The organism is Pseudonocardia xinjiangensis (genome assembly GCF_050948425.1).
GTDB classification, from domain to species: Bacteria; Actinomycetota; Actinomycetes; order Mycobacteriales; family Pseudonocardiaceae; genus Pseudonocardia; species Pseudonocardia xinjiangensis.
The window spans coordinates 4,809,783-4,835,097 of record NZ_CP192009.1 but is presented as its reverse complement, the minus strand read 5'-3'; the positions used below and the strand labels follow the sequence as shown (position 1 = coordinate 4,835,097).

Here is a 25,315-nt window from a genome sequence, read left to right as displayed (position 1 = left end):
ACATCGGAATCGGTGCACCGAAGGGTGGCTGCTTCACGCGATGCGGTGAGGTCGCCGGCGGGAAAGCCTGTGGGCGGTACCCATCCCGCCCCGGGCCCTGTACTCGGGTGGTAGTCGGCCGAACCCGTCCGGACCGCTGACGGGCACCTCGTCCGACGACCGGCACGGCACATCCCGATCGGGAGGAACATCATGAAGACACTGACGCTCGCCGACGCACGCTCGGTCATCGCCGCCGCGGAGGCCAAGGCCGAGGAGATCGGTCAGCCGATGAACATCGCGGTGGTCGACGCCGGCGGCAACCTCATCGCCCACGTGCGGATGGACGGCGCCTGGATCGGTTCGGTCGACATCTCGATCAACAAGGCCTGGACCTCCCGCGCCTTCGACATCACGACGAAGCACCTCGGTGAGAACTCCCAGCCCGGCCAGGACTTCTACGGCATCCTCGCGTCCAACAACGGAAAGGTGATGATCTTCGCCGGCGGGATCCCGCTCACCCGTGACGGGCAGGTGGTGGGCGGAGTCGGCGTCAGCGGTGGGATCGGCGAGCAGGACCAGGCCGTCGCGGAGGCGGCTGCCGCCTCCCTCTGACCGCTGCTGTCAGGAGTCGGCGTCGACGCTGTTGTGGCTCAGGACGTCCCTCTCCACCGAGTCGTGAGAGTCGATGTCGGTCTGGGTGGCGAAGTCGTTGAAGGAGTCGTCGGCCACGTGGGTGGAGTCGTTGAACGAGCGGTCGAACTCGCTGGAGTTGTCGATCGTCGAGTCGAGCTCGTTGAACGAACCGGTCGGGTTGTAGTCGCCGGTGGCGGTGTCGCCGACCGAGAGCGCCCCGCCGCGGTCCACCCCGACGTCGCCGAATGAGGAGTTGTTGGCGTCGCCGAGGCCGAACGCGGCGGTGTTGTCATCTCCCTTGATGGCGGTGTTGTCGTCGCCGACGATGTTGCCGTCGCCGCTCGTGTTGCCCTGGCCGACCTGGTTGCGGTCGCCGCTGACGATGCTGGAGTTCTCGATGTCCTCGCCGGCCGCCACCGAGCCGTCGCCGGAGGCGACCGTGGAGTCGACGTCGATGTCCTGGTCGAAGTCGCCGCCGTGGGTGTCGACCTGCTGGTGGACGGAGTTGTCGACGACGGTGTCGCGCTCGTCGATGTGGTTGTTGGTGATGTAGGTGTTGAGGTAGCGGACGGTGGCGTCCCGGTCGCTCTCGCCGTGGTGCTTGTCCGGGACGTGCGGGGGCACATGGACGTTGTGGTTGCCGCCGCCGTTGCTCCCGTTTCCGCTGGTGTACTCGCGGTCGGAGTCGGCGTCCTGGCTGTCCTCGAGCAGGAGGAGGGCGTCGCGGAGATCCTCGGGCGTGATGTCGCCGCAGGTGGAGAGGTAGGTCTGCGGGTCCTCCCGGTAGGAGGCCATCGCCTCCGGGTCACGGAACAGGCGCAGCAGCAGGTCGAGCAACGAGGTCGAGGTGGTCATCTCGGGTCATCTCCCGGTCGGTGGTCGGTTCGCCGGTCGTCGGCGTGGGGCGAGAGAGCGGGGGCGTGCAGCGCGGACGGGGGGAGCGGCCCGCTCCTGCACCGCAGGAGCGGACCGCCCGGGAACGCGGACCGGGCTGAGCTCAGTCGTCGACGTCGAGGGCGTTGTGGCTCCGGTCGTCGGTGTGCACGGAGTCGTGCGAGTCGACGTCGGTGTCGGCGCGGAACTCGTTGAAGGAGTCCGACGCGTTGTCGGTCTCGTCGTTGAACGAGCCGTCGAACTCGGCGGAGTTCTTGATCGTCGAGTTGAGCTCGTTGAACGAGTCGTTCACGTCGTAGTCGCCGGTGGCGGTGTTGCCGACCGAGAGTGCGCCGCCGCGGCTGACGCTGACGTCGTCGAACGAGGACTTGTTGGCGTCGCCGATGCCGAAGGCGACCGTGTTGCCGTCGCCCTCGATGACGTCGTTGTTGGTCCCGATGACGTTCTCGTTGCCGCTGAAGTTGCCCCGGCCGACCTGGTTGTCGTCGCCGCTGACGATGGAGGAGCCGCTGATGTCGTCACCGGCCCCGACCGCGCCGTCACCGGAGGCGGTCGCCGAGTCGAGGTCGACGTCGCGGTCGAAGTTGCCGCGGAAGCGGAAGTCGTCGTCCCGGTAGTCGTCCCGGTAGTCGTCGTTGCGGAAGTCGCCGTTGCGGAAGTCGTCCTTGAAGTCGTCGCCGCCGGCGACGTAGGTGTTGGTGATGTAGCGGCTGAGGTAGTCGACCGCGGCGTCGTGCTCGCCGCCGTCGTGGTGGAGCGGAACCGGGGGCAGCGAGGCGAACTGCGTGTCGTTGTGGCCGGTGTTGTACCCCCGGTCGAAGTCGGCGGTCTGGTTGTCCTCGATCAGGACGAGGGCGTCGCGGACGTCCGCCGGGCTCAGGTTGTCGAGGCCGTAGTTCCGCAGGGCCGCGCCGGGGTCCTGTGCGTACAGGTCGCGCGACTGTTCGTTGGCGAGCAGGTCACGCAGGAACTCGAACAGGGTCATGGGCTCGGCCATTCAGATCATCTCCGATGTTCATGGTGGTCATGGCGTTGTCGTCCGGACCGACCGGCATTGACGCGACGCTATGAGTGGTCCACCACCGAGCCATCGGGGATCCGCCAGGGTTCGCCGGAGTCTGCATTCGGGGATCGGACACGAAAGGGTGTAGGGGATTCCGGGAATGCGTAGGGGATCTGCCTCGTCGGCCGTGTCACCCATTCGTGGGCGTGCTGATCACGGCATTTCAGGAGTGGTGGAAGAATCCGATCTTCGGGGCCCGGAAAATGGTCTTTCACCTGCGGGGAACGACCGCCGCCGGTGTGGGCCGCGCCCGACGGGACGATCATCGATCGGAGCCGCCGGGTGGTGCCCGCTCAGGAGGCCGGTCCGGGGCCGGCGACGGCGTCCACGCTCGCGTTCACCCCGACGGGGGGCGCCTCGTCGTCCCGGGCGGGGGGATCCAGGCGCTGCTCCAGGCCCCGGACATGCCACGAGCCCGGTCGCGGGAGGAGACCGGGCTCGGGACGGAGGGGAAGCTCAGGAACCGGCGCTCAGGTCTGCGCCGATCTCGCGCAGCCGGGGCTCGTGCTGGCGGGCGTGGTGCCCGCAGAAGAACAGCTCGTTGCCGGTCGGGAGCAGCGCGCGCATCTGGGCGGCGGCGCTGCAGCGGTCGCAGCGGTCGTGCCGGATGTGGCGGGTGTAGCGGGGGTGCGCGATGCGGTTGCGGAGGGCCATGTCGTCACGCCGCCGCGAGCAGTGCCTCGCCGGAGGCGGTGAGCCGCGCCGGTCCCGTGTGCGAGCCGGTGTCGATCAGCCCGGCTGCCGCGAGCCGGGGGCCCGCGAACTGGTCGCTGAGGAACCGGCCGTCCACGACCAGTGCCCTGTCGGCGGTGCCGGAGATCTCGCAGCGGCCCGCGGCGACGGCGCGGAGAACGGCGCGATCACGGTGGCTGAGGGGGTTGGCGGCGGTGTTCATCGTCGTTCTCCTTCCGGTCCGGTTCTTGCGGTGACCATTGAAGGGTCCGCCGCCGGCCCTACCACCGGCCAGCCCGCTGCCCCCCGCTCCACTGGTGCGAACCCGCCACTTCCGGCTGGGGGCTGGCCCCCACCCGACCGCGTTTCCGGAGCCGTCCGCACGAACGTGCACTGGTTCATGAGTGGTCATGAACCAGTGCACGTTGATCATGCGTGTGCTCGCGTCAGCGGGATCAGGGGCGCATGCGCTCCGCGGCAGCGAGTACGGCGGCCGCGTGCGCGCGGGCGTCCTCCGGGTGGTCCAGCGTGCGGCCCGGGACCACGAGGATGCGGCGGCCGAACAGGTGGACGCCTCCGGTCCAGGTCAGCTTGTGCGTGTCGCGCTCGGCCGGCCGGATCGGCTCGGGCAGATCCACGTTCGCGCGCCGGGTCGTCTCCTCGCCGGTGTCGGGCACGGGCCGGAGCGCGCGCACGCTGCGCAGCGGCGCCGGCTCGGGCCGGCTTCCCGGCAGCTCGATCGAGCACGGGCACAGTGACGAGCACGTGGGCGCGTTCGCGTCGTCAGCATCCGGCTCCGGCGCGTCGGCGGCACGGTCACTGCACGCCTTGCTGGTGGGGACGATCGTCGGCCGGAACCGCGACGGGTAGCGGACGCCCATCCACGTGCGGCGACGGTCTGCCGAGACCGTGGCCGCGGACTTGACGGCCTCGACGAGCCGGCGGACGACCTCGGTCCGGTTCGCGCTCGCGACCCCGGTGGACTCCCAGTCGACCGTCGAGACGATCCGGGCGATCTCGTGGTGATCGCCGGGATCGACAGGTCGGGGAGCAGGGGAGCGGACGATGCGGTAGCCGCGGGCCTCCAGCCACGCGGCCATGTGCGCGGGAGCGCGGGTGGCGGGGGCCTGGTTCGTGCCTGAGGCGAGGAGGTAGTCCGTCATCGCGTCGGCAATCACTGCGGCTGTGTCCACGACCCAAGCGTGCTGCTCCACCCACCCTCGTGTCGTCATGGCCTGCGGGCATCTCCTCTACCGGTTGGCAGGAACCCCTATTGGAGGCAAGCGCGGAACACGGGCTCTTTCGCGGCGTCCTGCTGCTCGTCGCCGTCGAACTCGGGTGTTCCGGCTAGCTGCAATGTGCGTCGCCGCATCCACTGCGATGCTGCACAAGTGCTGCGACGTTGCCTGATAGTCGATGACAACGAGCGCTTCCTCGAGATCGCCCGGATCAGTCTCGAACGTCAGGGGCTGGAGGTGGTGGGGACGGCGACGACGATCGCCGAGGCCCTGCTGGAGGCGAGCGTGGTGCGCCCGGACGTCGTGCTGGTGGACGTCGCCCTCGGGACCGAGAGCGGGTTCGAGCTCACCCGGCGGCTCGTCGAGGACTTCCCTGAGCTGCGGGCCCGCGTCGTGCTGATCTCGACGCGGGGTGAGGAGGATCTCGCTGACCTGATCGCGTCCAGCCCGGCGGCCGGGTTCCTCTCGAAGTCCCTCCTCTCGGCGGCCGCCGTTCGGGGTCTGGTGGACGCCGGGGGGTAGCTGAGCCGGCTGGGGCGGATGCACGAATGCCACGCGGGAAGCGGCGCATCGTGGGCCAGCATCCGAGTGAGCCTCGCGCGGTGGAGCGGACGGAGGGTCGTCAGGGATGCGCGCACCCGTTAGCGTCTCGCCGCAGGAGCCGTGAGATGGCAGATGCCCAGTTCCGACCGCCCATGTTCAGCTGGCTGAGCGGGCTGCTCACCGGGGCGGTGCTGGTGGCCGCGGTGAGCGGCCTGATCGCGCTGCTCGCCGAGCACGTCCCGGTGCTGAGCCTGCTGGTCCTCTACCTGCTGGCGGTTCTCCCGATCGCCCTCCTGTGGGGTTCGGCGCTAGCGGCGGTGGTGGCGGTGGCCAGCGTCGCGGCCTTCATCTTCCTGTTCCTGAACCCGGTCCAGGTCCGGATGACGGAGCAACAGACCCTCTTCCCGCTGGCGGTCTTCCTCCTCACGGCGGTCGCCGTCGGGCAGCTGGGAGCGCGGTCGCAGCAGCAGGCGCGGGAGTCCGCGAGGCTCAGCGACGAGCAGGCCGCGTTGCGGCGCGTCGCGACCCTCGTCGCGCACTCGACCCCGGCGCTCGAGGTCTTCGAGGCCGTCACCCGCGAGGTGGGTCTGCTCTGTGGCGCCGACCTCGCGCGCCTGGAGCGTTACGAGGACGACGGGTCCGTGACGGGTGTCGCAGCCTGGAGCCGGGTACCGGTCCGGCTGGCGGTGGGCACGCGGTTCGCCCTCGAGGGCTTGAGCGTCGCGGCCCAGGTGCGGTTGACCGGCGGTCCGGTTCGCGTGGACGGCTTCGAGGGTGCGAGTGGACCGATCGCCGAGGAGGCGCTGGACCTGAAGATCCGGTGGTCGGTCGGCTGCCCGATCGTCGTCGCCGGGCGCCTGTGGGGGGTGATCGCGGCCTCGTCGAGGAACGATGTCCCGTTCCCGGTGAACACCGAGGCGCAGCTCGCGGACTTCACTGAGCTCGTGGCCACGACGATCGAGAACGCCCAGGGCCGCGCCGAGATCAGCCAGCTCCTCGAGAACCAGGCTGCGCTGAGACGGCTGGCCACCCTCGTCGCCCGCAACACACCCGCCGCCGAGGTGGTCTCCGCGGTCGCCTCCGAGGTCGGCAGCGTGATCGGAGCCACCGCCACGGTCATCGTCCGTCTCGACGCGGACGGCCTCTTCACGGTGGCCGCCCGGGCCGGCGAGCGCCGGGACCTGATGGGTGCGGGGTCCCGGTGGACGATCGAGCCGCCCCACGTCGTCGCGACCGCAGTGGCCACGGGGCGCCCGGCCCTCTTCGAGGGCTACGGCCGGTTGTCGGGCCGGCTCGCCGACGAGCTACGGCAGCTCGACATCCATGCTGCGCTCGCCATCCCGATCATGGTCGGCGAGCGGACATGGGGCGCGCTGTGTATCGCGTCGCGTGACATCCGCTTTCCCACCGGCACCGAGCAGCGGATGGAGGCGTTCACCGAGCTCGTGTCCATCGCCATCGCGGACGCGGAGAGCGCGGCCGAGCTCGCCGCCTCCCGAGCCCGGATCGTCACCGCGTCGGACGAGGCACGGCGCCAGATCGAGCGGGACCTGCACGACGGCGCCCAGCAGCGGCTCGTCACGCTGGGGCTCGAGCTGAGCATCCTGCAGAGCTCGCTGCATCCGAGCCTGGGCGAGGTGCGTTCCGGGATCGTCCGGATCTCCGAGGAACTGTCCGAGGTGATCGACGAGCTGCGCGAGATGTCCCGCGGGATCCACCCGGCGATCCTCTCCGAGGGAGGGCTCAGTCCCGCCCTGCGGGCGCTCGCCCGGCGTTCGACGATCCCGGTGGAGCTCGACGTCAGGACGCAGGCCCGCTTCCGCGAGCCGGTCGAGGTGGCGGCGTACTACGTCGTCTCCGAGGCGCTGACCAACATGACGAAGTACGCCGACGCCTCGTACGCGACGGTGGTCATGGAGGAGCGGTACGGGACCATGCGGCTCTCGGTGCAGGACGATGGTGTCGGCGGTGCTGATCCCGCGCGCGGCTCCGGGCTGGTCGGCATCCGGGACCGGGTGGAGGCCCTGGGCGGGTCGTTCGAGGTCAACAGCCCCATCGAGGAGGGCACGCTGATCCAGGTCTGCCTCCCGATCCAGCCCGAGTGAGGGCCGCCGTCAGCGCGACTCCAGGAACGTCAGCACCGCGAGCACCCGGCGGTGGTTGTCGTCGGTCTCGGGCAGGCTCAGCTTCGTCAGGATGCTGCGCACGTGCTTCTCGACCGTCCCCTCGCTGATCCAGAGCCGCCGGGCGATGCCCGCGTTGGAGCGGCCCTCGGCCATCAGCGTCAGGACGTCGCGTTCGCGGGCGCTGACCACGGAGAGAGGGTCGTTCCGCTTGCGGGCGCCCACCAGTTCCTGCACGAGCGCCGGGTCGACGACGGATCCCCCTCGGGCGATCCGTTCGAGCGTGTCGATGAACTCCGCCACCTCGGTGACCCGGCTCTTGAGCAGGTACCCGATGCCCTGGCCGCTGGCCAGCAGCTCCACCGCGTGCTCGACCTCGACGTGCGCCGAGAGGACGCAGATCCCCGTGCCCGGGAACTCCCGCCGGATCTCCCTGGCCGCCTCCAGACCCTCGTTGGTCTGGGTCGGCGGCATCCTGATGTCGACCACCACCAGGTCGGGTGCCGCCTCGCGCACGAGCTCCAGGAGCCGGGCGGCATCGCCTGCCTGCCCGACCACCTGGAAGCCCGTGCGTTCGAGCAGGCTCGCGAGACCTTCGCGGAGCAGGACGTCGTCCTCGGCGATGACCACTCGCAGCGGGGTCATGGCTGCACGGGCGCGGGCTCTGCGCGGGCGGACGGGACCGACATATCTCCCATGGAGGGGATTATCCCGGCCTCAGGGGCCGGCAGCGAGTTCTCGGCGGCACGGGCCCCGGTGTGCCGGCCGCTCAGCGCGATGTGCTCTGCGCAGTCCGCTCGGCCCGCTTCACGGGTTCGAAGGCGCAGCCACCCGAATGGGCCTCTGGAAGGGCGCAGGTGCGGCCGGTGGGTAGGTGCACGCGTCCGCACAGGTGGGCTTTCGCCAGCTGTTCGTCGACGCTGCAGTTGTGGATCTCGAGCCGTTCACGTGCCTTGGTACTGTCGATCTCCTGCATGATGCATCCCGGATGTCGTCGAGCAGGACAGTGACGTGGGCCACTGTGCCGCGTCCCCTGTCGGTCGTCGACAACCGCGCCGGGTGGTTACGCAGCGCAGTGGTCTCAGTCGCCGGCGACCACCCGGAGCAGGCCCGTGGTGAGTGCGGCCGGGGTGAGGTGCCGGTAGCCGACCGTGTCGAAGACGACGAGGAGCTGGTGGGGGTCGGCCTCGAGGACGGTGCCGCCGCCCCACGTCGTGTGCTCCACCCGGCTGCCGGGGTCCACCGGCGCCCGGCCCTGGCCCGCTGCGGCTACGACGTTCGGGCGCGCCAGCCCGTGCAGCGTCCTCGGTGCGGGACGGCGGTCGTTGTCGCAGGTGCCGCACGGCGGGGTGTACTGCTCCCCGAAGTACGCCAGCAGCTCGGTGCGGCGGCAGTGCATCGTCTCCGCGTAGTAGCTGATCGCGTCGATCCGGCTCGCCGCGACCGCCTGGCGGATCTCCTCGGCGTCGTGCGTGCGCTCGGTCGTGCGATGGGCCTGCTCGCCCTCGGCGACGTGCGGCACGACGACGCCGTCGTGCAGGACCGCCGCTCCGGCGTCGGCGAGCCGCTCCACGACCCGCTCGGCGCGCCGGGTGCCCAGGCCGACGTGCTGGGCGAGGTCGGTGAGCGGGATCGGGCCGGTGGCCCGGGTCAGCGCGGAGAGAACGGCGTCCACGTCGCCGTCCCGGACCCGGGCGGCAGCCGCGAACATCCGGGGCAGGCGCAGGTCGGCGGGGTTGAACACCAGGACCGCCCGGGCCGGGCGCCCGTCCCGGCCCGCCCGGCCGATCTCCTGGTAGTACTCGTCCAGGCTTCCCGGCGGGCTGGCGTGCACGACGCTGCGCACGTCGGGCTTGTCGATGCCCAGCCCGAAGGCGCTGGTGGCGACGACGACGTCCAGCGAGCCCGACAGGAAGGCGTCCTGCGTCGCGGAGCGCTCGGCCGCCGGGAGCCCCGCGTGGTAGGGCGCGGCGGTGAAGACCAGGTGCCGGAAGCGTTCGGCCAGCTCCTCGCAGTGCCGCCGGCTGGCCGCGTAGACCAGGGCCGGGGTCGGGCCGGCGAGCACCTCGTCCACGACCACGTCGTCGCCCCGGACCTTGTCGTGGGTGGTGGTGCCGTGGACCGCACGCACGGCGAGGCCGATGTTCGGGCGGTCGAACCCGGCGACCACGACGGCGGGGTCGCGCATGCCGAGGCGTCGGGTGATCTCGGCCTGCACCGGCGGAGCAGCCGTTGCGGTGAGGGCGAGGACCTGGGGGTCCCCGAGGAGCCGCCGAGCGTCGGCGAGCTGCAGGTAGTCGGGCCGGAAGTCGAAGCCCCACTCGCTCACCAGGTGCGCTTCGTCGACGACGAGCAGCGCACACGGGCGTCCGGTCGTCGCCAGCAGCTCGCGGGTTTCAGGACGGGCGAGCTGTTCCGGCCCGAGCAGCAGGAAGTCCAGCTCGCCGGCCGCCACGGCGGCCCGGGCGGCGCGGGCCTCGGCGACGTGCACGGTGGCGTTGAGCTGTGCGGCCCGGATCGGACGCCCGTCGGGCATGCGGCGACCCTGCAGCCCGCGCAGCTGGTCGCGCTGCAGCGCGACCAGCGGTGACACGACCACCGTCAGGCCGCCAGCGGACAGCCCGGCCAGCTGGTAGACGGCGCTCTTGCCGCTCCCGGTCGCGAGAACGGCGAGGGTGTCGCGACCGGCGAGCACCGGTTCCAGCGCACGCCGCTGGACCTCGCGCAGCTCGGGGTAGCCGAACACGTCCCGGGCCAGCGCGGTGACGTCGGCGAGGCCCGCGCCTGGCCGCGGACCTCCGGACGCCGTCACGGCAGCCCTCTCCCGGAGCTCTCGTGACCGTCCGGCCGGCCTGATCCCATCCTCGGTCCCGCCTTCCCGTCCGCCGGCTGCTCCTCCATCATGCTGCGCGTTCCGCTCCGGTGCCGTCGTCACGGCGGTGGGCCGGTGATCTCGGATTCACCTGTATCGGGTGAGTCTCACCGGTGCCGCGCGGAGAAGTCTGGCCCGTTCGGAAGGCCGTTCGCTGATCGCGTGACCGGCTGTGCGGGAGCGGTCACGGACCGGCGGAACTGCGCGGACCGCTCCACCGACCAGCAGTGCGACGTGAGTGAGGAGAGTCCCATGCCCGAGGTCGTGTTCCCGCTCGACAACAGCAAGAAGTTCACCGACCAGCAGATCGTCGGACACAACCGGTGGCACCCGGACATCCCCGCGCAGGTCCAGGTCAAGCCGGGTGATGCGTTCCGGGTGGAGTGCCGGGAGTGGTTCGACGGCGCGATCCACAACGACGACTCCGCCGAGGACGTGCTGAACGCGCCGTTGCCGAGCGTCCACGTGCTCAGCGGCCCGCTCGAGGTGCAGGGAGCGGAGCCCGGCGACCTGCTGATGGTGGACATCCTCGACGTCGGCCCGGTCCCGCAGGAGGACTCCGGGCCGCTGGCCGGGCAGGGGTGGGGCTACACCGGGATCTTCGCCAAGGAGAACGGGGGCGGGTTCCTGACCGACCAGTTCCCCGACGCCTACAAGGTGATCTGGGACTTCCGTGGCGGCGTGGCGACCTCGCGGCACGTCCCCAGCGTGTCCTTCGTCGGCATCGTGCACCCCGGCCTGATGGGCACCGCGCCATCGGCCGACCTGCTCGCCACCTGGAACGCCCGCGAGCAGGAGCTCATCGACACCGACCCGGACCGGGTGCCACCGCTCGCGCTGCCGCCGCTGCCCGACTCGGCGGTCCTCGGCACGCTGTCCGGTGACGACTTCGACCGGGTGGCCCGCGAGGCCGCCCGCACCGCGCCCCCGCGGGAGAACGGTGGCAACCAGGACATCAAGAACTTCACCAAGGGGACCCGGGTCTTCTACCCGGTCTTCGTCCCCGGCGCGAAGCTGTCGATGGGAGATCTGCACTTCTCCCAGGGCGACGGTGAGATCACCTTCTGCGGGGCGATCGAGATGGGTGGGTTCATCGACCTCGGGGTCGACCTGATCAAGGGTGGGATGGAGACCTACGGCGTCTCCGAGAACGCGATCTTCATGCCCGGCAACGTGGCGCCGCAGTACAGCGAGTGGCTGGCCTTCTCCGGTACCTCGGTGACGCTCGACGGCAAGCAGCACTACCTGGATGCGCAGCTGTCCTATCAGCGGGCCTGCCTGCACGCGATCGACTACCTGACCAAGTTCGGCTACTCGCCGGAGCAGGCGTACATGATCCTGGGTGCGGCGCCGATCGAGGGCAGGCTCTCCGGTGTCGTCGACATCCCGAACTCGTGCTCCACGGTCTACATCCCGACCGCGATCTTCGACTTCGACGTCAGCCCGGGCAAGGGCGGCCCGCACCAGGTCGACCCCGGCCAGGGCGTGCCGAAGGCCAGCTTCTGAAGCCCGCGCGGCGTCGTGGTCAACAACCGGGGACGGGGGAGGGCCGGACCGCGACGACGTCGACCTCCACGAGGATGCCGGCCAGCCGGCTACCCACGGTGGTCCGCACCGGGTAGGGCGCGGCGAACCGGCGCGCGTAGACCTCGTTGAACGCGGAGAAGTCCTCGTCGAGGTTCTGGAGATGCACCGTGGCCTTGACGACGTGCGTCATGCCGAGGCCGACCTCACGCAACGCCTGCTCGACGTTGTCGAGGACCTGATCGGTCTGCTCGCTGATCCCCGCGGGCACCGTGCCGGTGCGCGGATCCTGCGGTCCGAACCCCGCCGTCCAGACGACGCCGTTGGCCTCCACGACGTGGCTGTAGGGGCCGGCGGGGGCCGGCAACGCCTCGCTGGTCACTCGGTTCTGCATCATTCGGCCTCCGGTCGGTTGATGATCATCGGGACAGGCCGGCGGCGGCGTCGTGGAACTCCCGGCGAACTCCGACGATGCCCGTGCCCGCCCGGGACGGGTGCACGCGGTTGGTCAGCAACACGTAGTAGCGGCCGAGTTGCGGGTCGACCCACAGGCTGGTGCCCGTGAACCCGGTGTGCCCGAACGATGTCGGCCCCGGACCGGTGCCCACGGGCGAACCGATCTCGTCGCGGCCCTGCCACGCCAGGCCGCGCCGCAGGTTCAGGCCGTCGGTGTGGCCCCTCGTCATGAGGGTGAACGTCTCCGGTTCGAGCACGCCGTGGGCACCGGCGACGAGCCGGCTGCCCAGCCGTTCCAGGTCGGCGAGTGGGGCGAACAACCCGGCGTGACCGCCCGGGGCGCCCAGCACCACCGCGTTCTCGTCGTGCACCTGCCCGGTCACCAGGTGCCCGCGCCACGCGCAGAGCTCGGTGGACACCGCACGGGCCGGGTCGGCCGCATAGGTCGTCTCCGGCATCCCCACCACAGCGGTGACGAGGTCCCGGACGAGGACGTCGAGCGGCCGGCGCCCGACGGTCTCGGCCACCAACCCGAGCAGGATGAATCCCTGCGACGAGTACTCGACCCGTGTTCCGGGCGCTGCGGGGAGGGGGGTGTCCCTGATCGCGGCCAGCAGCGCGGAGCGGGTGGAATGGGTCCGCCACAGTGGCGTGGCCCCGGGCAGGCCCGAGGTATGGGTCATCAGCTGCGCCACCGTGAGGTCGGCCTTGTCGCCTGTGGCGTAGCCGGGCAGCAGCCCGCCCAGGGTCTGCTCCAGGCTCAGGTCACCGCTCTCCACCAGCGCCATGACCACGAGGCCGACGACGGGTTTGGTCACCGAGGCCAGGTCCCACAGCGAGTGCTCGCCGACCGCGGGGCCACCCCACCGGCTGGTGCCCAGGAAACCGCGGGTGCGCGGCCCGTCGGCGCCGCCGACCGACCACGCGGCACCGGAGAACACCTGGCGCTCCAGGCCCCCGACCAGTACATCCCTCAGTTCCGCCGGTCCGGTCCGCTCACCGGACATGCTCGTCGTCCTCCACCGCTCGCACCGTGCCGCTGCCGAACGCGGCGGACAACGCCGCGGCCGCGTCGCGCACCAGCGGCCCGATCATGTGGGCGCTCTCCCGGTTCAGCACGAACGTCAACCCCGAGACACAGATCGCGCCGACCACCGCGCCGACGCCGTCGATGACGGGTGCCGCGACGGATCGCACGTCGACCTCGTTCTGCTCGTCCTCCACGAGGTAGCCGCGCTCGTCCACCTGGGCCAGCGCCGCCCGGATCTCGTCGGGGTCCGTCGTGGTGTACGGGGTGCGGGCGGACAGCGGTCCCGCGTCGAGAATCGCGGCGACCTCGGACGCGGGCAGGCCCGCGAGGATCGCCCGGCCGACGGCGCTGCAGTACAGCGGGACCTCGGTGCCCACGCGGGAGGCCATCCGGTAGGCCTGCCTCGGCTCCACGGTGTCGAGATAGACGGCCGAGTCCCCGGAGCGGGCGGCGTAGTGCACGGTGTGGCCGGCCTGCCGCTGCAGGTCCTCCAGGACAGGACGGACGAACCGGCCCTCCCTGCTGCTGGCGAGTGCTGCGGCCGCCATGCCCAGCAGGTGCGGTCCGACCTGGTACGTGCCGCCGCCCGTGCGGGCGAAACCGGACTCGACGAGGGTGCGCAGCATCCGGTGCGCGGTGGGCTTCGCCAGCTCCGCGGCGTGCGCCAGGTCGGCCAGCCGGTGTGGGCCGCCCGGGGCGGCGAGGGCGGTCAACAGGGCCAGCGCCTTCTCGAGCGCGCCCCGTCCTGACGGTTCGTTGACAGCCCTTTCCATGACGCCTAACTTACCATCACGTTCCGCCCCACGGAACGACATGAGCAGTTTATGGAACGGAGTGCTTCCGTGACCGGCCCGCCCCACCGCCTTTCCCGCCGTCAGGCCTTGCGCTTCGCCGGCCTGGCCGTGCCTGCCCTCACCGTGCCGGGCCTGCTGAGCGCGTGCGCAGGCTCGGCCGACACCGCCGCGAGCGCCGGGGTCCTGCGGCTCACGCAGCCGGCCGAGGTGAAGACCCTGGATCCGCACAAGCAGGGCGACATGGTCTCCATGAATGCGCTGATCAACATGTTCGACACGCTCACGACGCGCGACCAGGAAAATCGGCTTGCGCCGCGCCTCGCCCTGTCCTGGAGCAACCCCGACCCGCTCACCTGGCGCTTCCAGCTCCGGCCGGGCGTCAGGTTCCACAACGGCGAGCCCTGCGACGCGGCTGCCGTGAAATACAGCATCGAGCGCCTCCTCGACCCGGCAACCAAGTCGCCGATCGTCGAGCTGCGCTACGTCACCGGTGCCGTGGTCGTCGACCCGTTGGCCGTCGATCTGCACACGAACCAGCCCGACCCGATCCTGCCGGCCAAGGTGTCCTTGTTCGGCGGTGTCGTCGTGCCGCCGAAGTACATCGCCGATGTCGGCGACGCGGGGTTCGCCAGGGCACCCGTCGGCACCGGCCCGTTCACCTTCGTCAGCTGGCAACGTGACCAGGAGCTGCGCATGCGCGCCAATCGCGAGCACTGGAACGGGCCGCCCGACCTGAGGGAGCTCGTCTTCCACGCGATGGCGAACCCGGCGTCGGCGCTGGCCGCACTGCAGAGCGACGAGGTGGACCTCGTCACCGGCCTCACCCCGGACGCGGCACTTCAGCTGCAGGGCTTCCCGGGCGTGACCATCGACCGGTTCCCCGGCATCCGCGCCTACTACCTCTCGCTCGACACCGAGGACGCGGTGCTCGCGGACCGGCGCGTCCGGCAGGCACTCAACCACGCCGTGGACGTTCCGTTGCTGATCGACGCCGTGCTCGACGGGAAGGCGCGGGAGATGCCGACGATGATCCCGCGCGAGTCGTTCGGGTTCGATCCCACCGTCACTCCGTTCACGCGCGACCTCGACCTGGCCCGGCGCCTCCTCGCCGACGCCGGACACCCGGACGGCTTCGACACCGTGATCACCGCGTCGTCGGTGGACGCCGTGGTGGCCGAGGCGATCTCCGGGCTGCTCGCCAGGGTGAACGTCCGCTCCCGGGTCGAGACGCTCGACTCCGGCACCTACTCCACCCGTCTGACCTCGGACAACCGGCGCGCGCTCGGCCCGATCTACCTCGCGGCCAGCACCGGATGGACGCTCGACGGGCAGAGCAACGTCCAGTCCAACGTGCGCCGGGACCGCCGGCAGAGCCGATGGACCTCCGACGAGGCGGACCGGCTCATAGACGGCGAGGAGCTGTCGGTCGACCCGGCGGAGCGGCAGCGCGCCTTCAACGATCTCCAGCGGCTGCTGAAGGAGGAGGCGCCGTTCGTGTACCTCTACCAGCTCGACACGCTCATGGCCCGCAACGCCCGGCCGTCCTGGCGCCCTGCGGTCACCGGATCACTGGCCATGGGGACCGCGCAGGTGACGGCATGACCGAACAGATCACCGCAAGCGCAGAGATCGCCGGCGGGGAGGTCGTCCGGGCGCCGCGGCCAGGGGCGGGAGTTGCGCAGACGGCGGCCGTCCGGGTGCTCGGTGCGCTCGGGGTGCTGCTGGCGGCGGCCACGGTGGCGTTCTTCCTGGTCCGGCTGTCGGGCGACCCGGTCAAGCTGCTGCTCCCGCCGGACGCCACCGTGCAGCAGGAGGCGACGCTGCGGGCGAGCCTCGGCCTCGACCGGCCGTTGATCGTGCAGTATCTCGACTACCTGTGGGGCCTGCCGCGGCTGGACCTGGGCACGTCGTTGTTCTACGACCGGCCCGTCGCCGACGTGCTGTTCGAGCGCCTGCCGGCGACGCTGGAGCTCGCAGGCGCCGCGCTGGTCGTGTCGCTCGTGATCGCCGTCCCGGCCGGCATCCTCGCCGCGGTACGCCGCGGCCGACCGGCTGACGTCGGGGTGATGTCGGCCGTCCTCGTCGGCCAGTCCACCCCGGCGTTCTGGGCCGGGATCCTGCTGATGCTGCTGTTCGCCGTGACCTGGCAGCTGCTGCCCGCGTCCGGATACGGTTCTTTCCCGCACCTCGTGCTGCCTGCGGTCACGCTCGCCATCTACTCGGTGGCGGTGGTCGCGCGCCTGCTGCGCTCCTCGCTGGTCGACGTCCTGGCCTCCGACCACATCAGGACCGCGAAGGCGAAGGGGCTCAGCACGACGGAGATCGTGTTCTCCCACGCGCTGCGCAACGCGTCCCTGCCTGTGGTCACCGTGGTCGGGCTGGAGGTGGGCAGCCTGCTCGGCGGCGCCATCCTCACCGAGCAGGTCTTCTCCTGGCCGGGCATCGGCAGCCTCACCGTGGAGGCGATCACCAACCGGGACTTTCCGCTGGTGCAGGCGGCGGTACTGCTGTTCGCCGCCACTTTCGTCGTGGTGAACCTGCTGGTCGACCTCTCCTACACAGTTCTCGATCCGAGAGTCCGGGGGAGCCACCGATGACCACCATGACGACGACCGCGCCCACGATCAGCTCCAGGGTCGCGACAGCCCGCCGGCTGGCGCGCAGCAAGCTCGCCGTCGCCGCGCTCGTCGTGCTCGGGCTCGTCGTGCTGGCCGCGGTGTCCGCCCCGCTGATCGCCCCGTACGACCCGAACGCGCAGGACCTCCTGGTGCGGCTTCGGCCACCAGCCTGGACCGCGCGGGGCGACGCCTCGCACCTGCTCGGCACCGACCAGCTCGGCCGGGACGTGTTCAGCAGGCTGGTCTACGGCGCCCGGATCTCCCTGCTCGTCGGCGTGGCCGCGGCACTGCTCGCCGGGGTGATCGGGGCCGTGGTCGGTCTCGTGGCCGGTTACCTGGGCGGCTGGCCCGACCGGATCCTCATGCGCCTGGCCGACATCCAGCTCGCGTTCCCGTCGATCCTGCTGGCACTGGCCGTCGTGGGTTTCCTCGGCTCAGGGCTCTGGTACGTGATCATCGTGCTCGGGTTCACCGGCTGGGTGTCCTACGCACGGGTGGTGCGTTCCGAGGCGCTCTCGCTGCGCTCGCGCGACTACGTCACCGAAGCCAGGGCGATCGGGGTCTCCGATCCGACGATCATGCGGCGGCACCTGCTGCCGGGCGTGCTCGCCTCGCTGGCCACGATCGCCACCCTGCACGTGGCTGCGGCGATCGTCGCCGAGGCGTCGCTGAGTTATCTCGGGCTCGGCGTGCCGCGCTCGGTGGTGACGTGGGGCGGGATGCTCAGCGACGGTCAGCTGTACCTGGGGACGTCCTGGTGGCTCGCGGTCTTCCCCGGCCTCGCACTGATGCTGACCGTGCTGGCCATCAACCTCGCGGGTGACGTCCTTCGTGACCTCACCGACCCGAAGGCGTACCGCTCATGACCCTCCTGCGTGTCGAGGAACTCTCGATCGACTTCCGGCTGACGGCGGAGACGGTCGAAGCCGTCCGCGGCGTCAGCCTGCACGTCGACGAGGGCGAGATCCTTGCGGTCGTCGGTGAGTCCGGCAGTGGCAAGAGCGCTACGGCGCTGTCCGTGCTGCGGCTCAACCCCGAGCCGCCGTGCGTCTACACCGGGGGCCGGATCCTGTTCGACGGTGTGGACGTGCTCGCCATGGGGGAGCGAGAGCTGCGCGGGATCCGGGGCAGCGACGTCGCGATGATCTTCCAGGACCCGATGACCAGCTTGAACCCGCTGAAGCGGGTGGGTGTGCAGGTTGGGGAGGTGGTGCGCAAGCACCGCGGCGAGTCCCGCCGGGACACCCGCGACGCCGTGCTGGCCGCGCTGCGGGAGGCCGGCATCCCCGACGCCGAGCGGCGCGCCGATCAGTACCCGCACGAGCTGTCCGGCGGCCTGCGGCAACGCGTGATGATCGCGATGGCGCTGGTGGGGCAGCCCCGGTTGCTGATCGCCGACGAGCCGACCACGGCTCTCGACGTCACCGTCCAGGCCCAGATCCTCGACCTGCTCGTCGAGCTGTGCGAGCGCCGCGGCACGGCCGTCGTGCTGATCACCCACGACTTGGGCGTCGTGGCCGAGGTGGCCGACCGCGTCGTCGTGATGGACAAGGGGCAGGTCGTCGAGTCCGGCACGGTGCTCGACGTGTTCGACGCTCCCGCCGAGGAGTACACGCGACGCCTGCTGGGCGCGACCCCGCGATTGGAGCTGTGATGGACGCACGGCAGGACGTGGCGTTGCTGGAGCTGCGGGGGCTGCGGAAGGAGTTCGCCGGGCGGCGTGGCTCGCCGGCGGTGGTGGCCGTCGACGACGTGAGCCTGACCGTGCGGGAGGGCGAGACCACGGCGTTGGTGGGGGAGTCGGGTTCGGGCAAGACCACGCTGACCCGCCTCATGCTGCACCTGACCCCGCCGACAGCGGGCACGGTCCGGTTCGACGGCCACGACCTGGGCGAGCTGTCCCGCCGGGGGTTGCGCGCGGTGCGCCGCGAGATGCAGGTGGTGCTGCAGGACCCGTACTCGAGCATGAACCCGCGGATGCGGGTCCTCGACATCGTCGCCGAGCCGCTCGTCACCCACGAACCCGGGGCGGGGGCCCGGCGCGGACGCCCCGCGCTGCGGGACCGCGTGGCGGAGCTGCTGGAGGCGGTCGGCCTGCCCGGTGACGTGCAGGACCGATTCCCCCACGAGTTCTCCGGAGGACAACGCCAACGCATCTCGATCGCGCGTGCGCTCGCCCTGCGGCCGCGGCTGGTCGTGCTCGACGAACCCACGAGTGCGCTGGACGTCTCGGTGCAGGCTCAGATCCTCGACCTCCTGGCCGACCTGCAGCGAAGCCTCCGGCTGACGTACGTGTTCGTGTCGCACAACCTCGCCGTGGTGCAGCAGATCGCCGACCGGATCGCCGTTCTGCACCGGGGGAGGGTGGTGGAGGAGGGCACCACCGACGAGGTGCTGCGAACGCCCCGCAACTCCTACACCCGGGCGCTGCTGGACGCCGTCCCGAACCCCGATCCACGGCGGGCCCGCCGGCGGCAACCGGCGTGAAGCGGCGACCGGACCCGGGACCCGGCGGCCGCCGCTACTGCCTCGACAACACCAGCCCGGCCCCGCCGAACAGCGCGACGTCGTCGACCAGCGCGGTGCTGACCACCACGGTGGGGAGCTCGGCGGTGGGCGACCACGAGGAGTCCGCGCGTAGCCGCCGTTGCACGGCGTCCCGGAAGGCGTCACCACCCTCGCGCGCCTCGCCGTGCAGCACGAACAGCCCTGGCGCGAACATCTGCTGGACGTTCAGCAGCCCGAGGGCGAGGTTCTCCGCGTACTCGTCCACGACCGCCGCGGCCTCGGCGTCGTCCGCCGCCGCGAGCGCGGCCAGCGTGGCAGGCAGTCCGGTGCCGGCAACGCGTTCGCGCAGCCAGCGCGTGGAGGCGACGGTCTTCCAGCAGCCGCGAGCCCCGCACGTGCAGGTGCGGTCGCTGCCGGCGACGGTCATATGCGCGCCGCTGCGCCCACCCGGCGGGGCCAGCAGCTCGCCGTTGTGCAGCAGGCCGACACCGAGCACCTCGCCGGTGGACACCGAGGCGAAGCCCGTGCGCCCGCGCCCCGGACCGAACCATCGGTCGCCGAGCACCTGCAGGCGGGCGCGGTGCTCGACGTGCACCGGGACATCGAACGTGCGGCGCAGCTGCTCGGTGACCCGGAATCCGCGCAGTGCCGGAGCGTCGTTCAGCTCGATGATCACGCCTGCGTCCGGATCGACCAGCCCGGCGGCGGCGACCCCGATTCCCAGCGGAGTGTCCTCGGCGAAGCAGACCTCGGCGGCCTCGAGCAACGCGTCACGGACCTGCGTCGGGGCGGCCGTCACGGGGGAGAAGGACGCCTCGCCGCGGCGCAGCACCGCGCCCGACAGGTCCATCAGTGCGCAGCGGACGACACCGGGGAGCAGCTCGACGGCACCCACCGTCCGCGCCTGCCGCACTGTCGGCCGAGGTGCCGGCTGGGGCACCAGCCGCAACGAAGCGCGGCCGGGACTGCCGAGAGTCATGGCCGAACCCTAGACAGCCGACTGATGGAAGAAGGTGAAACTCTGTGTTACGACTCAGCCAGATGCCGTGGCGCGAGGTCAGGGCGGCCGGTGAGCGCGGCGCTGTGGCGGTACTGCCCATCGGGTCCCAGGAGCAGCACTCCGAGCACCTGCCCATGGGCACCGACACGCTGCTGGTGGAGGCGGCGCTGGACGCCGCGGAGCAGGTGCTCGACGCCGGGGGACCGGAGCTCGTACGACTCCCCGTCCTGCCCTTCGGGCACAGCCCGCACCACCTGTTCGCCGCGGCGGTGTCGCTCTCCGAGGAGGTACTGCTCGCCGTCCTCGCCGACGTTCTCGACTCGCTGGTCCGCAGCGGCTTCCGACGTGTCCTGGTGGTCAACGGCCACGGCGGCAACGAGGAGATCATGCGGCTGGCGGTCAAACGCGGGGCACTCCGTTCCGATGTCGCGTTGGCCGCGTGCTCGTACTGGGCGGTCGTCCGTCCCGACGGAGAGCCGGAGGATCCCGGCCGGACGCCCGGGCACGCCGGCTGGTTCGAGACGTCCCTGATGCTCGCCGCGCACCCGGATCTCGTCCGTGCGCCTGCGGAGTGGCAGGAGCAGGCCGAGCCGCCGCTGTTCGACCGGCCACCCGCCACCGGCCTGCTCGTCGAACGCCATGGTGAATGGGAACGGGTGCACGGCACCACCGACGACGCCGCAGCCGCCGACGCCGGGGTGGGCCACGAGCTGCTCGTCCGGCGCGCCCGCGGCCTGGCCGACGCGATCCGCGCGTTCGACCTCGCGACGCGCCACAGTCACGCACGTCAGACAGGGGAAGCATGAAGATCACCGCGGTGGACGTGCAGGTTGTGAACCTGCCGCTCCGCAACCCGTTCACCAGCTCCTTCGAGACCAAGACGGGGGAGACCCGCACCCTGGTGCGGATGCACACCGACTCCGGGATCGTCGGGTGGGGCGAGACGATGTGGGGCCGTCCCGTGGCCGAGCTGGTGCGCAGGCTCGTTCCCGACCTGATCGGCACCAGCCCGTTCGCACTGGAGGCGTTCCACCGCCGCCAGCACATGGTGCCGTTCTTCCACGGCTATCTCGGTTATGCGGCGATCGCCGCGCTCGATGTCGCCTGCTGGGACGTGATCGGCAAGGCGACCGGGCAGTCGCTGACCGACCTGCTCGGCGGCCCGGTACGCGACGAGGTACCGATCACCGCACTCATCACGCGAGCGGACGCGACCGGTGCGACCGATGCCGACCGCCCGAGGCGGCTGGCCGAGCACGCCGCGCAGGTCGTCGCCGACGGCGGGTTCACGGCGGTGAAGCTGAAGGGCACCAAGGACGTCCAGGGCGACGTCGCGATCCTGCGCGCGATCCGGGAGGCGCTGCCCGACGTCCAGCTCCGGGTGGATCCCAACGCGGCATGGTCGGTACCGGACTCCCTGCGCGCCGGCATGCAGCTGGAAGAGCTCGACCTGGAGTACCTCGAGGACCCGTGCCCGGGAATCGAGGGCATGAGCCAGGTGCGGGCCAGGGTGCGCATCCCGCTGTGCACCAACATGTGCCTGGTGCGGTTCGAGGACTTCGCACCCGCCGTCCGCCTGGGCGCGGTCGACGTCGTGCACGGCGACGTCTACAAGTGGGGCGGGATCGCCGCCACCAAGGCGCTGGCCGCCCACTGCGAGACGTTCGGCCTGGGCATGAACCTGCACTCGGGCGGGGAGCTCGGCATCGCGACCGCCGCGCACCTCGCCGTGGTGGCCAGCACGCCGGTGCTGAACCGCGCCATCGACAGCATGTACTACCTGCACGCCGACGACGTGGCCGAACCGCTGGAGCTGAGCGGCGGAAGCCTGCGCGTGCCCACCGGGCCGGGGCTCGGGGTGTCGGTCGACGAGGACAAGGTCGGCCACTACTCGGCGGTGAACGCCCGGGAGGGTGACCTCACGGGCTGAACCACGCGCCCGCCGACCGCGATCGTCGACTTCGACGTCAGCCCGGGCAAGGGCGGCCCGCACCAGGTCGACCCCGGCCAGGGCGTGCCGAAGGCCAGCTTCTGACAGCGCGTATCACCGGACTCCCGGCGCATGCAGCGGCGGCCGGCGCAGCGCGCCTGCCGCCGGGGACAGCCCGGCGACGAGTGCGATCAGCAGGCAGCCGGCGCAGGTCACTGCAACGGGACCCCAGGGGACGGACAGCACGAGCGGACCGGTGCCCGCGAGAACGGCGGCCGTCAGTGCCAGCACCACGGCCGTCGTCAGCCCCGCGAGTGCCACCGCGGCCAGCACGACGAGACCCACCTCGACGACGATCATGGTGGCCAGCTGCCGGGGCGTGGCGCCGGTGAGGCGGAGCGCGGTGAGCTCACGGCGCCGTGCGGCCGTCGACATGACGAAGGTCGTCGCGATCGAGATCGCCGTGTAGGTGATCGTCAACCCGATGACCGACAGCACGGCGAGCCGGTCGATCTCCTCGTCGCCCGCGGTGCGGTCGGCGAGGACGTCCGCGGTCGCGCCCGCCGTCGCGCCGTGCGCGGCGGCGAGCGCGCCGACGGCGCGCAGTGCCGCCGCCGGGTCGGCGCCGGGGGCGAGCGCGACGTAGGCGGTGTCGGGGGACGTGCGCCCGGCCGTGCCGCCCGCGGTCGGCCACGAGAGCAGCGCGGCGCTGCCGCCCATGGCGTGGTCGGCGACGACGGCGACCACGGTCGGCCGCACCGCGGTGCCGTCGGCCGGCCCGAGGTGGGCGGTGGCGCCGACCTGCCAGCCGTGGTCCCGCGCGGTCTCCTCGGAGACGGCGGCGCTGTCAGGACGGTCGAGACCGGCCAGCGAGCCGGCGGCGAGAGGGAGCCACATGGCGGCGCCGATGCCGCCGGAGGCGTAGGTCACCGCCACCTGCCGGACCCCCGATGAGCCCGCGTCGACGGATGCCGATGCCTCGGCGGTCGGCTCGACGGCGGCCACCCCCGCCACACCGGCCAGCCCGGCGAGGAGCTCGCGGTCGAGCCCGACCGGGCCCGACGCGCTGACGACGATCTCCGCCGTCACCCGGTCGCGTTCGGCCGCCGCGGCCGTGGCGGTGAGCGTGGCGGTGCTGGCCAGCGTCGCGGCGGCGAGCCCCACTGTGATGAGCACGGGAGCGGCGGTCGACGCCGTGCGCCGCAGCCCGGCACGCACGTTCGCGCTGCCGATCAGCCCGACCCCGCTGCTGGTGAGCACCGTGACCGGCGCGAGCAGCAGCGGGACGAGCACCGGTGTGAGCAGGGCCAGCGCGAGCAGCGTCGTGATCGTCACCAGCAGCACGTAGGCCGAGGCGACGCCCGTGGTCTCACCGAGGGCGAGGGGGACGACCCCGATCGCCGTGGCTCCCAGCAGCGCCGCCCCGACCCAGCGCCCCCGGCCCATGACCCGACGGTCGACCGCGGCGTCGCGCAGTGCCTCGAGCGGACGGACGGCGCCCGCCCGCCGGGCCGCGGCCGTCACCCCGAGCCAGGCGGTGCCGAGCCCGACGAGGCCGGCCGCCGCGATCGGTGCCCACTCGGTCCGGATGGTCAGGTCCGGGGGAGCGAAGCCGGCGTCGACGAGCCAGGCGGCCACCGGCGGTGCGCCGAGCCTGCCCAGCGCGGTCCCGAGGCAGGCGGCGACGAGACCGACGAGCATCGCCTCGGCCCGCACCATGCGACGGATCTGGCGCGGCGTGGCACCGGACATGCGCAGGAGTGCCAGCTCCCGGCGGCGCTGCGCGACGGAGTAGGAGAACGTGCCCGCGACGACGAACGTGGCAGCCAGCGTGGCGACCGCGGCGGCGTTGCCCAGCAGCGTCACCCCCAGCATCCGGCGCACGGCGTCCTTGTCCGGCTCGGCGTCGACCCGGTCCGGCCCGGTCAGCACCCGGGCGTCGGCGCCGAGACCGGCCGGCGCGGGGGCGCCGGGAGCCAGCCGGAGCGCGACCGCGTCGACGCGGGCGCCTGCCCATCCGGTGACGACGTCGTCGCGAACGTAGGCGACCGGCAGCGACCCCTCCAGCACCCCGCTGACGGTCAGCACCCGCGGCCCGTCGACGGTGTGCACGCGCAGCACCGAGCCGGGCGTGGCGCCCGCGGAGGCCGGCAGGACGATCTCGTCCCCCGAGTCCGGGGCCCCTCCGGAGACCAGCCCGCCGGTCTGGAACCGCGCGGTGCTCCACGGGCGCGCCGTCCAGGTCCGCCCCGCCGCCTCCACGGGCGCGCGCCGGTCCGGGACCGCCGAGAGCACGCCCTCGGCGCCGGCCAGCCGGGTGACCGCCGTGGTGGGAACGGCGGCCGTCGTCACCGAGCCGGGTGCGTCCGTCCCGATCACGACGGCGTCCGCCCCGGCGAACCACGCCGGTGGCCCGTCGCGCCGGTCGAGCGTGGCGAACAGGCAGAGCAGCGTCGTGGTCACGAGAGCGACCCCGAGGACCAGGGCGAGCGCGGTGCCGGTGAAACCGGCCCACCGGGCGGCCAGGGTGCGTGCGGCGATTCCGATCACGGCGCCGACTCCAGTGCGGACAGGCGCGCGGTGACGGTCTCGACCGTCGGGGCGGTGAGCTCGCCGGCGACCCCGCCGTCGTAGAGGAACACGACGCGGTCGCCCCAGGCGGCCGCCGCCGGGTCGTGGGTGACCATGACGACGGTCCGGCCCGCGGTGTCGACGAGATCGCGGAGCATCGCGAGCACCTCGCGGCCCGTGGTGGAGTCCAGCGCGCCGGTCGGCTCGTCGGCGAACACCACGGCGGGTGCCACCACCAGCGCCCTGGCGATCGCGACGCGTTGCTGCTGGCCACCCGACAGCTCGGCCGGCCTGCGCCCTCCGGTGCCGGCCAGCCCCACCGCCGCCAGCGCCGCGTCCACCTCGCTCGCCCGTGGCCTGCGCCCGCCCAGTACCAGTGGCAGCGCCACGTTCATCGCGACGGTGAGGCTCTCGACGAGGTTGAAGGACTGGAACACGAACCCGACGCGGTCGCGGCGCAGCAGTGTCCGTGCGGTCTCGTCCAGTCCCGCCAGGTCGGTGCCGCCCAGCCGCACGTCGCCGGCATCGGGGTCGTCGAGTCCGGCGGCGCAGTGCAGCAGCGTGCTCTTGCCCGACCCGGAGGGCCCCATGATGGCGGTGAAGGCGGTGGCGGCGAAGTCCACGTCCACGCCGTTCAGGGCCCGCACGGCGGCGTCGCCGCAGCCGTGGACCTTGCGCAGCCCGCGGACCCGGACGGCCGGTTCGGCGGGTTTCGTCGGTGCGGGTGATCTCATGGGCACAGCCTGGTGACAGCATCGGCGCTGGTCACCGGTGTGCGGGAGAGTCATGGAGGTAGTGCAGGCGTTACCCGGCGGGTGGTCGGAAGGGGGAGGGTGCGGGGCCGTGTGTCCCCGTACCTTGTCG

Annotated in this window: 25 protein-coding genes; 11 read left to right on the top strand and 14 right to left on the bottom strand. The window is 72.0% G+C overall.

Annotated features, from left to right (window positions below; translation table 11 throughout):
* Window positions 1–192: 192 nt before the first annotated feature.
* Window positions 193–594 carry a GlcG/HbpS family heme-binding protein gene (locus tag ACQPZA_RS22750; protein WP_433273541.1) on the top strand — a complete coding sequence of 134 codons (402 nt, stop codon included), beginning with the start codon at window positions 193–195 and terminating at the stop codon, window positions 592–594.
* A 9-nt stretch (window positions 595–603) separates the two neighbouring features.
* On the opposite strand, the gene ACQPZA_RS22745 is transcribed toward ACQPZA_RS22750, so the two are convergent.
* From ACQPZA_RS22745 to ACQPZA_RS22725, 5 genes are all read right to left on the bottom strand, one after another.
* A complete protein-coding gene (locus ACQPZA_RS22745; RefSeq protein WP_433273539.1) occupies window positions 604–1,470 on the bottom strand; it encodes a hypothetical protein in 867 nt (288 codons plus the stop codon).
* Window positions 1,471–1,612: 142 nt separating this feature from the next.
* On the bottom strand, window positions 1,613–2,506 hold the full coding sequence (locus ACQPZA_RS22740) for an IniB N-terminal domain-containing protein (RefSeq protein WP_433273537.1): 894 nt from the start codon (window positions 2,504–2,506) through the stop codon (window positions 1,613–1,615).
* A 522-nt stretch (window positions 2,507–3,028) separates the two neighbouring features.
* On the bottom strand, window positions 3,029–3,226 hold the full coding sequence (locus ACQPZA_RS22735) for a DUF7455 domain-containing protein (RefSeq protein WP_433273535.1): 198 nt from the start codon (window positions 3,224–3,226) through the stop codon (window positions 3,029–3,031).
* A 4-nt stretch (window positions 3,227–3,230) separates the two neighbouring features.
* Window positions 3,231–3,467, bottom strand: coding sequence for a hypothetical protein (locus ACQPZA_RS22730; RefSeq protein ID WP_433273533.1), 237 nt, complete (start codon window positions 3,465–3,467; stop codon window positions 3,231–3,233).
* Between the two features lie 232 nt (window positions 3,468–3,699).
* The gene (locus ACQPZA_RS22725) at window positions 3,700–4,437 is read right to left on the bottom strand and encodes a hypothetical protein (protein ID WP_433273531.1); all 738 of its coding nucleotides are present in this window, start codon (window positions 4,435–4,437) and stop codon (window positions 3,700–3,702) included.
* A 198-nt stretch (window positions 4,438–4,635) separates the two neighbouring features.
* On the opposite strand from ACQPZA_RS22725, the gene ACQPZA_RS22720 reads away from it, so the two are divergent.
* Window positions 4,636–5,004, top strand: coding sequence for a response regulator (locus ACQPZA_RS22720; RefSeq protein WP_433273529.1), 369 nt, complete (start codon window positions 4,636–4,638; stop codon window positions 5,002–5,004).
* 146 nt (window positions 5,005–5,150) lie between these two features.
* Entirely contained in the window at window positions 5,151–7,130 is a 1,980-nt protein-coding gene (locus ACQPZA_RS22715; RefSeq protein WP_433273527.1) for a sensor histidine kinase, read from the top strand.
* Window positions 7,131–7,139: 9 nt separating this feature from the next.
* Here ACQPZA_RS22715 and ACQPZA_RS22710 read toward each other — a convergent pair whose 3' ends face one another.
* The 3 genes from ACQPZA_RS22710 to ACQPZA_RS22700 form a co-directional block, all read right to left on the bottom strand.
* Window positions 7,140–7,784, bottom strand: coding sequence for a response regulator transcription factor (locus tag ACQPZA_RS22710; protein WP_246267388.1), 645 nt, complete (start codon window positions 7,782–7,784; stop codon window positions 7,140–7,142).
* Window positions 7,785–7,917: 133 nt separating this feature from the next.
* Entirely contained in the window at window positions 7,918–8,124 is a 207-nt protein-coding gene (locus ACQPZA_RS22705) for a hypothetical protein (protein ID WP_433273525.1), read from the bottom strand.
* Between the two features lie 105 nt (window positions 8,125–8,229).
* Window positions 8,230–9,960, bottom strand: a complete 1,731-nt coding sequence (locus tag ACQPZA_RS22700; RefSeq protein WP_433273523.1) for a RecQ family ATP-dependent DNA helicase — start codon at window positions 9,958–9,960, stop codon at window positions 8,230–8,232.
* Window positions 9,961–10,272: 312 nt separating this feature from the next.
* Between ACQPZA_RS22700 and fmdA the strand changes: the two genes are divergently transcribed.
* Window positions 10,273–11,526, top strand: coding sequence for a formamidase (gene fmdA, locus ACQPZA_RS22695; protein WP_169398913.1), 1,254 nt, complete (start codon window positions 10,273–10,275; stop codon window positions 11,524–11,526).
* A gap of 19 nt (window positions 11,527–11,545) precedes the next feature.
* Here the strand turns inward: fmdA and ACQPZA_RS22690 are convergent, their stop codons facing one another.
* The 3 genes from ACQPZA_RS22690 to ACQPZA_RS22680 are packed head-to-tail and all read right to left on the bottom strand — an operon-like array spanning window position 11,546 to window position 13,803.
* Window positions 11,546–11,941, bottom strand: coding sequence for a RidA family protein (locus ACQPZA_RS22690; RefSeq protein WP_433273520.1), 396 nt, complete (start codon window positions 11,939–11,941; stop codon window positions 11,546–11,548).
* 22 nt (window positions 11,942–11,963) lie between these two features.
* Window positions 11,964–13,007, bottom strand: a complete 1,044-nt coding sequence (locus tag ACQPZA_RS22685) for a serine hydrolase domain-containing protein (protein WP_433273518.1) — start codon at window positions 13,005–13,007, stop codon at window positions 11,964–11,966.
* Entirely contained in the window at window positions 12,997–13,803 is an 807-nt protein-coding gene (locus tag ACQPZA_RS22680) for an IclR family transcriptional regulator (protein ID WP_433273516.1), read from the bottom strand. Before ACQPZA_RS22680 ends, ACQPZA_RS22685 begins: the two co-directional genes overlap by 11 nt.
* A 69-nt stretch (window positions 13,804–13,872) precedes the next feature.
* Between ACQPZA_RS22680 and ACQPZA_RS22675 the strand changes: the two genes are divergently transcribed.
* From ACQPZA_RS22675 to ACQPZA_RS22655, 5 genes are read left to right on the top strand one after another with little or no spacing between them, the layout of a single operon-like run.
* Complete coding sequence (locus ACQPZA_RS22675; protein WP_433273514.1) at window positions 13,873–15,426, top strand: ABC transporter substrate-binding protein; 1,554 nt, start codon at window positions 13,873–13,875, stop codon at window positions 15,424–15,426.
* Window positions 15,423–16,421, top strand: coding sequence for an ABC transporter permease (locus ACQPZA_RS22670; protein WP_433273512.1), 999 nt, complete (start codon window positions 15,423–15,425; stop codon window positions 16,419–16,421). The genes ACQPZA_RS22675 and ACQPZA_RS22670 overlap by 4 nt, the downstream gene beginning before the upstream one ends.
* Window positions 16,418–17,308, top strand: coding sequence for an ABC transporter permease (locus ACQPZA_RS22665; protein ID WP_433273510.1), 891 nt, complete (start codon window positions 16,418–16,420; stop codon window positions 17,306–17,308). The genes ACQPZA_RS22670 and ACQPZA_RS22665 overlap by 4 nt, the downstream gene beginning before the upstream one ends.
* Window positions 17,305–18,096 (top strand): ATP-binding cassette domain-containing protein, encoded by a 792-nt coding sequence (locus ACQPZA_RS22660; RefSeq protein WP_433273508.1) that lies wholly within the window; start codon window positions 17,305–17,307, stop codon window positions 18,094–18,096. The genes ACQPZA_RS22665 and ACQPZA_RS22660 overlap by 4 nt, the downstream gene beginning before the upstream one ends.
* Entirely contained in the window at window positions 18,096–18,929 is an 834-nt protein-coding gene (locus ACQPZA_RS22655; RefSeq protein ID WP_433273506.1) for an ATP-binding cassette domain-containing protein, read from the top strand. Before ACQPZA_RS22660 ends, ACQPZA_RS22655 begins: the two co-directional genes overlap by 1 nt.
* A 34-nt stretch (window positions 18,930–18,963) precedes the next feature.
* Here the strand turns inward: ACQPZA_RS22655 and ACQPZA_RS22650 are convergent, their stop codons facing one another.
* Window positions 18,964–19,929, bottom strand: coding sequence for an ROK family protein (locus tag ACQPZA_RS22650; RefSeq protein WP_433273504.1), 966 nt, complete (start codon window positions 19,927–19,929; stop codon window positions 18,964–18,966).
* A gap of 44 nt (window positions 19,930–19,973) precedes the next feature.
* Here ACQPZA_RS22650 and ACQPZA_RS22645 point away from each other — a divergent pair, with 44 nt between their 5' ends.
* Window positions 19,974–20,756 (top strand): creatininase family protein, encoded by a 783-nt coding sequence (locus tag ACQPZA_RS22645; protein ID WP_433273502.1) that lies wholly within the window; start codon window positions 19,974–19,976, stop codon window positions 20,754–20,756.
* The gene (locus tag ACQPZA_RS22640) at window positions 20,753–21,880 is read left to right on the top strand and encodes a mandelate racemase/muconate lactonizing enzyme family protein (protein WP_433273500.1); all 1,128 of its coding nucleotides are present in this window, start codon (window positions 20,753–20,755) and stop codon (window positions 21,878–21,880) included. Before ACQPZA_RS22645 ends, ACQPZA_RS22640 begins: the two co-directional genes overlap by 4 nt.
* A 114-nt stretch (window positions 21,881–21,994) precedes the next feature.
* Here the strand turns inward: ACQPZA_RS22640 and ACQPZA_RS22635 are convergent, their stop codons facing one another.
* Together ACQPZA_RS22635 and ACQPZA_RS22630 are read right to left on the bottom strand one after the other, a co-directional pair.
* Entirely contained in the window at window positions 21,995–24,430 is a 2,436-nt protein-coding gene (locus ACQPZA_RS22635; RefSeq protein WP_433273498.1) for an FtsX-like permease family protein, read from the bottom strand.
* Window positions 24,427–25,185 carry an ABC transporter ATP-binding protein gene (locus tag ACQPZA_RS22630; protein WP_433273496.1) on the bottom strand — a complete coding sequence of 253 codons (759 nt, stop codon included), beginning with the start codon at window positions 25,183–25,185 and terminating at the stop codon, window positions 24,427–24,429. Before ACQPZA_RS22630 ends, ACQPZA_RS22635 begins: the two co-directional genes overlap by 4 nt.
* Between the last annotated feature and the right edge of the window lie 130 nt (window positions 25,186–25,315).

What these genes read in the sequence shown, in the direction of transcription:
- ACQPZA_RS22750 (WP_433273541.1), top strand. Translation starts at nt 193, where the DNA reads ATGAAGACACTGACGCTCGCCGACGCACGCTCGGTCATCGCCGCCGCG.
- ACQPZA_RS22745 (WP_433273539.1), bottom strand. Translation starts at nt 1,470, where the DNA reads ATGACCACCTCGACCTCGTTGCTCGACCTGCTGCTGCGCCTGTTCCGT.
- ACQPZA_RS22740 (WP_433273537.1), bottom strand. Translation starts at nt 2,506, where the DNA reads ATGGCCGAGCCCATGACCCTGTTCGAGTTCCTGCGTGACCTGCTCGCC.
- ACQPZA_RS22735 (WP_433273535.1), bottom strand. Translation starts at nt 3,226, where the DNA reads ATGGCCCTCCGCAACCGCATCGCGCACCCCCGCTACACCCGCCACATC.
- ACQPZA_RS22730 (WP_433273533.1), bottom strand. Translation starts at nt 3,467, where the DNA reads ATGAACACCGCCGCCAACCCCCTCAGCCACCGTGATCGCGCCGTTCTC.
- ACQPZA_RS22715 (WP_433273527.1), top strand. Translation starts at nt 5,151, where the DNA reads ATGGCAGATGCCCAGTTCCGACCGCCCATGTTCAGCTGGCTGAGCGGG.
- ACQPZA_RS22705 (WP_433273525.1), bottom strand. Translation starts at nt 8,124, where the DNA reads ATGCAGGAGATCGACAGTACCAAGGCACGTGAACGGCTCGAGATCCAC.
- fmdA (WP_169398913.1), top strand. Translation starts at nt 10,273, where the DNA reads ATGCCCGAGGTCGTGTTCCCGCTCGACAACAGCAAGAAGTTCACCGAC.
- ACQPZA_RS22690 (WP_433273520.1), bottom strand. Translation starts at nt 11,941, where the DNA reads ATGATGCAGAACCGAGTGACCAGCGAGGCGTTGCCGGCCCCCGCCGGC.
- ACQPZA_RS22685 (WP_433273518.1), bottom strand. Translation starts at nt 13,007, where the DNA reads ATGTCCGGTGAGCGGACCGGACCGGCGGAACTGAGGGATGTACTGGTC.
- ACQPZA_RS22680 (WP_433273516.1), bottom strand. Translation starts at nt 13,803, where the DNA reads ATGGAAAGGGCTGTCAACGAACCGTCAGGACGGGGCGCGCTCGAGAAG.
- ACQPZA_RS22670 (WP_433273512.1), top strand. Translation starts at nt 15,423, where the DNA reads ATGACCGAACAGATCACCGCAAGCGCAGAGATCGCCGGCGGGGAGGTC.
- ACQPZA_RS22665 (WP_433273510.1), top strand. Translation starts at nt 16,418, where the DNA reads ATGACCACCATGACGACGACCGCGCCCACGATCAGCTCCAGGGTCGCG.
- ACQPZA_RS22660 (WP_433273508.1), top strand. Translation starts at nt 17,305, where the DNA reads ATGACCCTCCTGCGTGTCGAGGAACTCTCGATCGACTTCCGGCTGACG.
- ACQPZA_RS22655 (WP_433273506.1), top strand. Translation starts at nt 18,096, where the DNA reads ATGGACGCACGGCAGGACGTGGCGTTGCTGGAGCTGCGGGGGCTGCGG.
- ACQPZA_RS22650 (WP_433273504.1), bottom strand. Translation starts at nt 19,929, where the DNA reads ATGACTCTCGGCAGTCCCGGCCGCGCTTCGTTGCGGCTGGTGCCCCAG.
- ACQPZA_RS22640 (WP_433273500.1), top strand. Translation starts at nt 20,753, where the DNA reads ATGAAGATCACCGCGGTGGACGTGCAGGTTGTGAACCTGCCGCTCCGC.
- ACQPZA_RS22630 (WP_433273496.1), bottom strand. Translation starts at nt 25,185, where the DNA reads ATGAGATCACCCGCACCGACGAAACCCGCCGAACCGGCCGTCCGGGTC.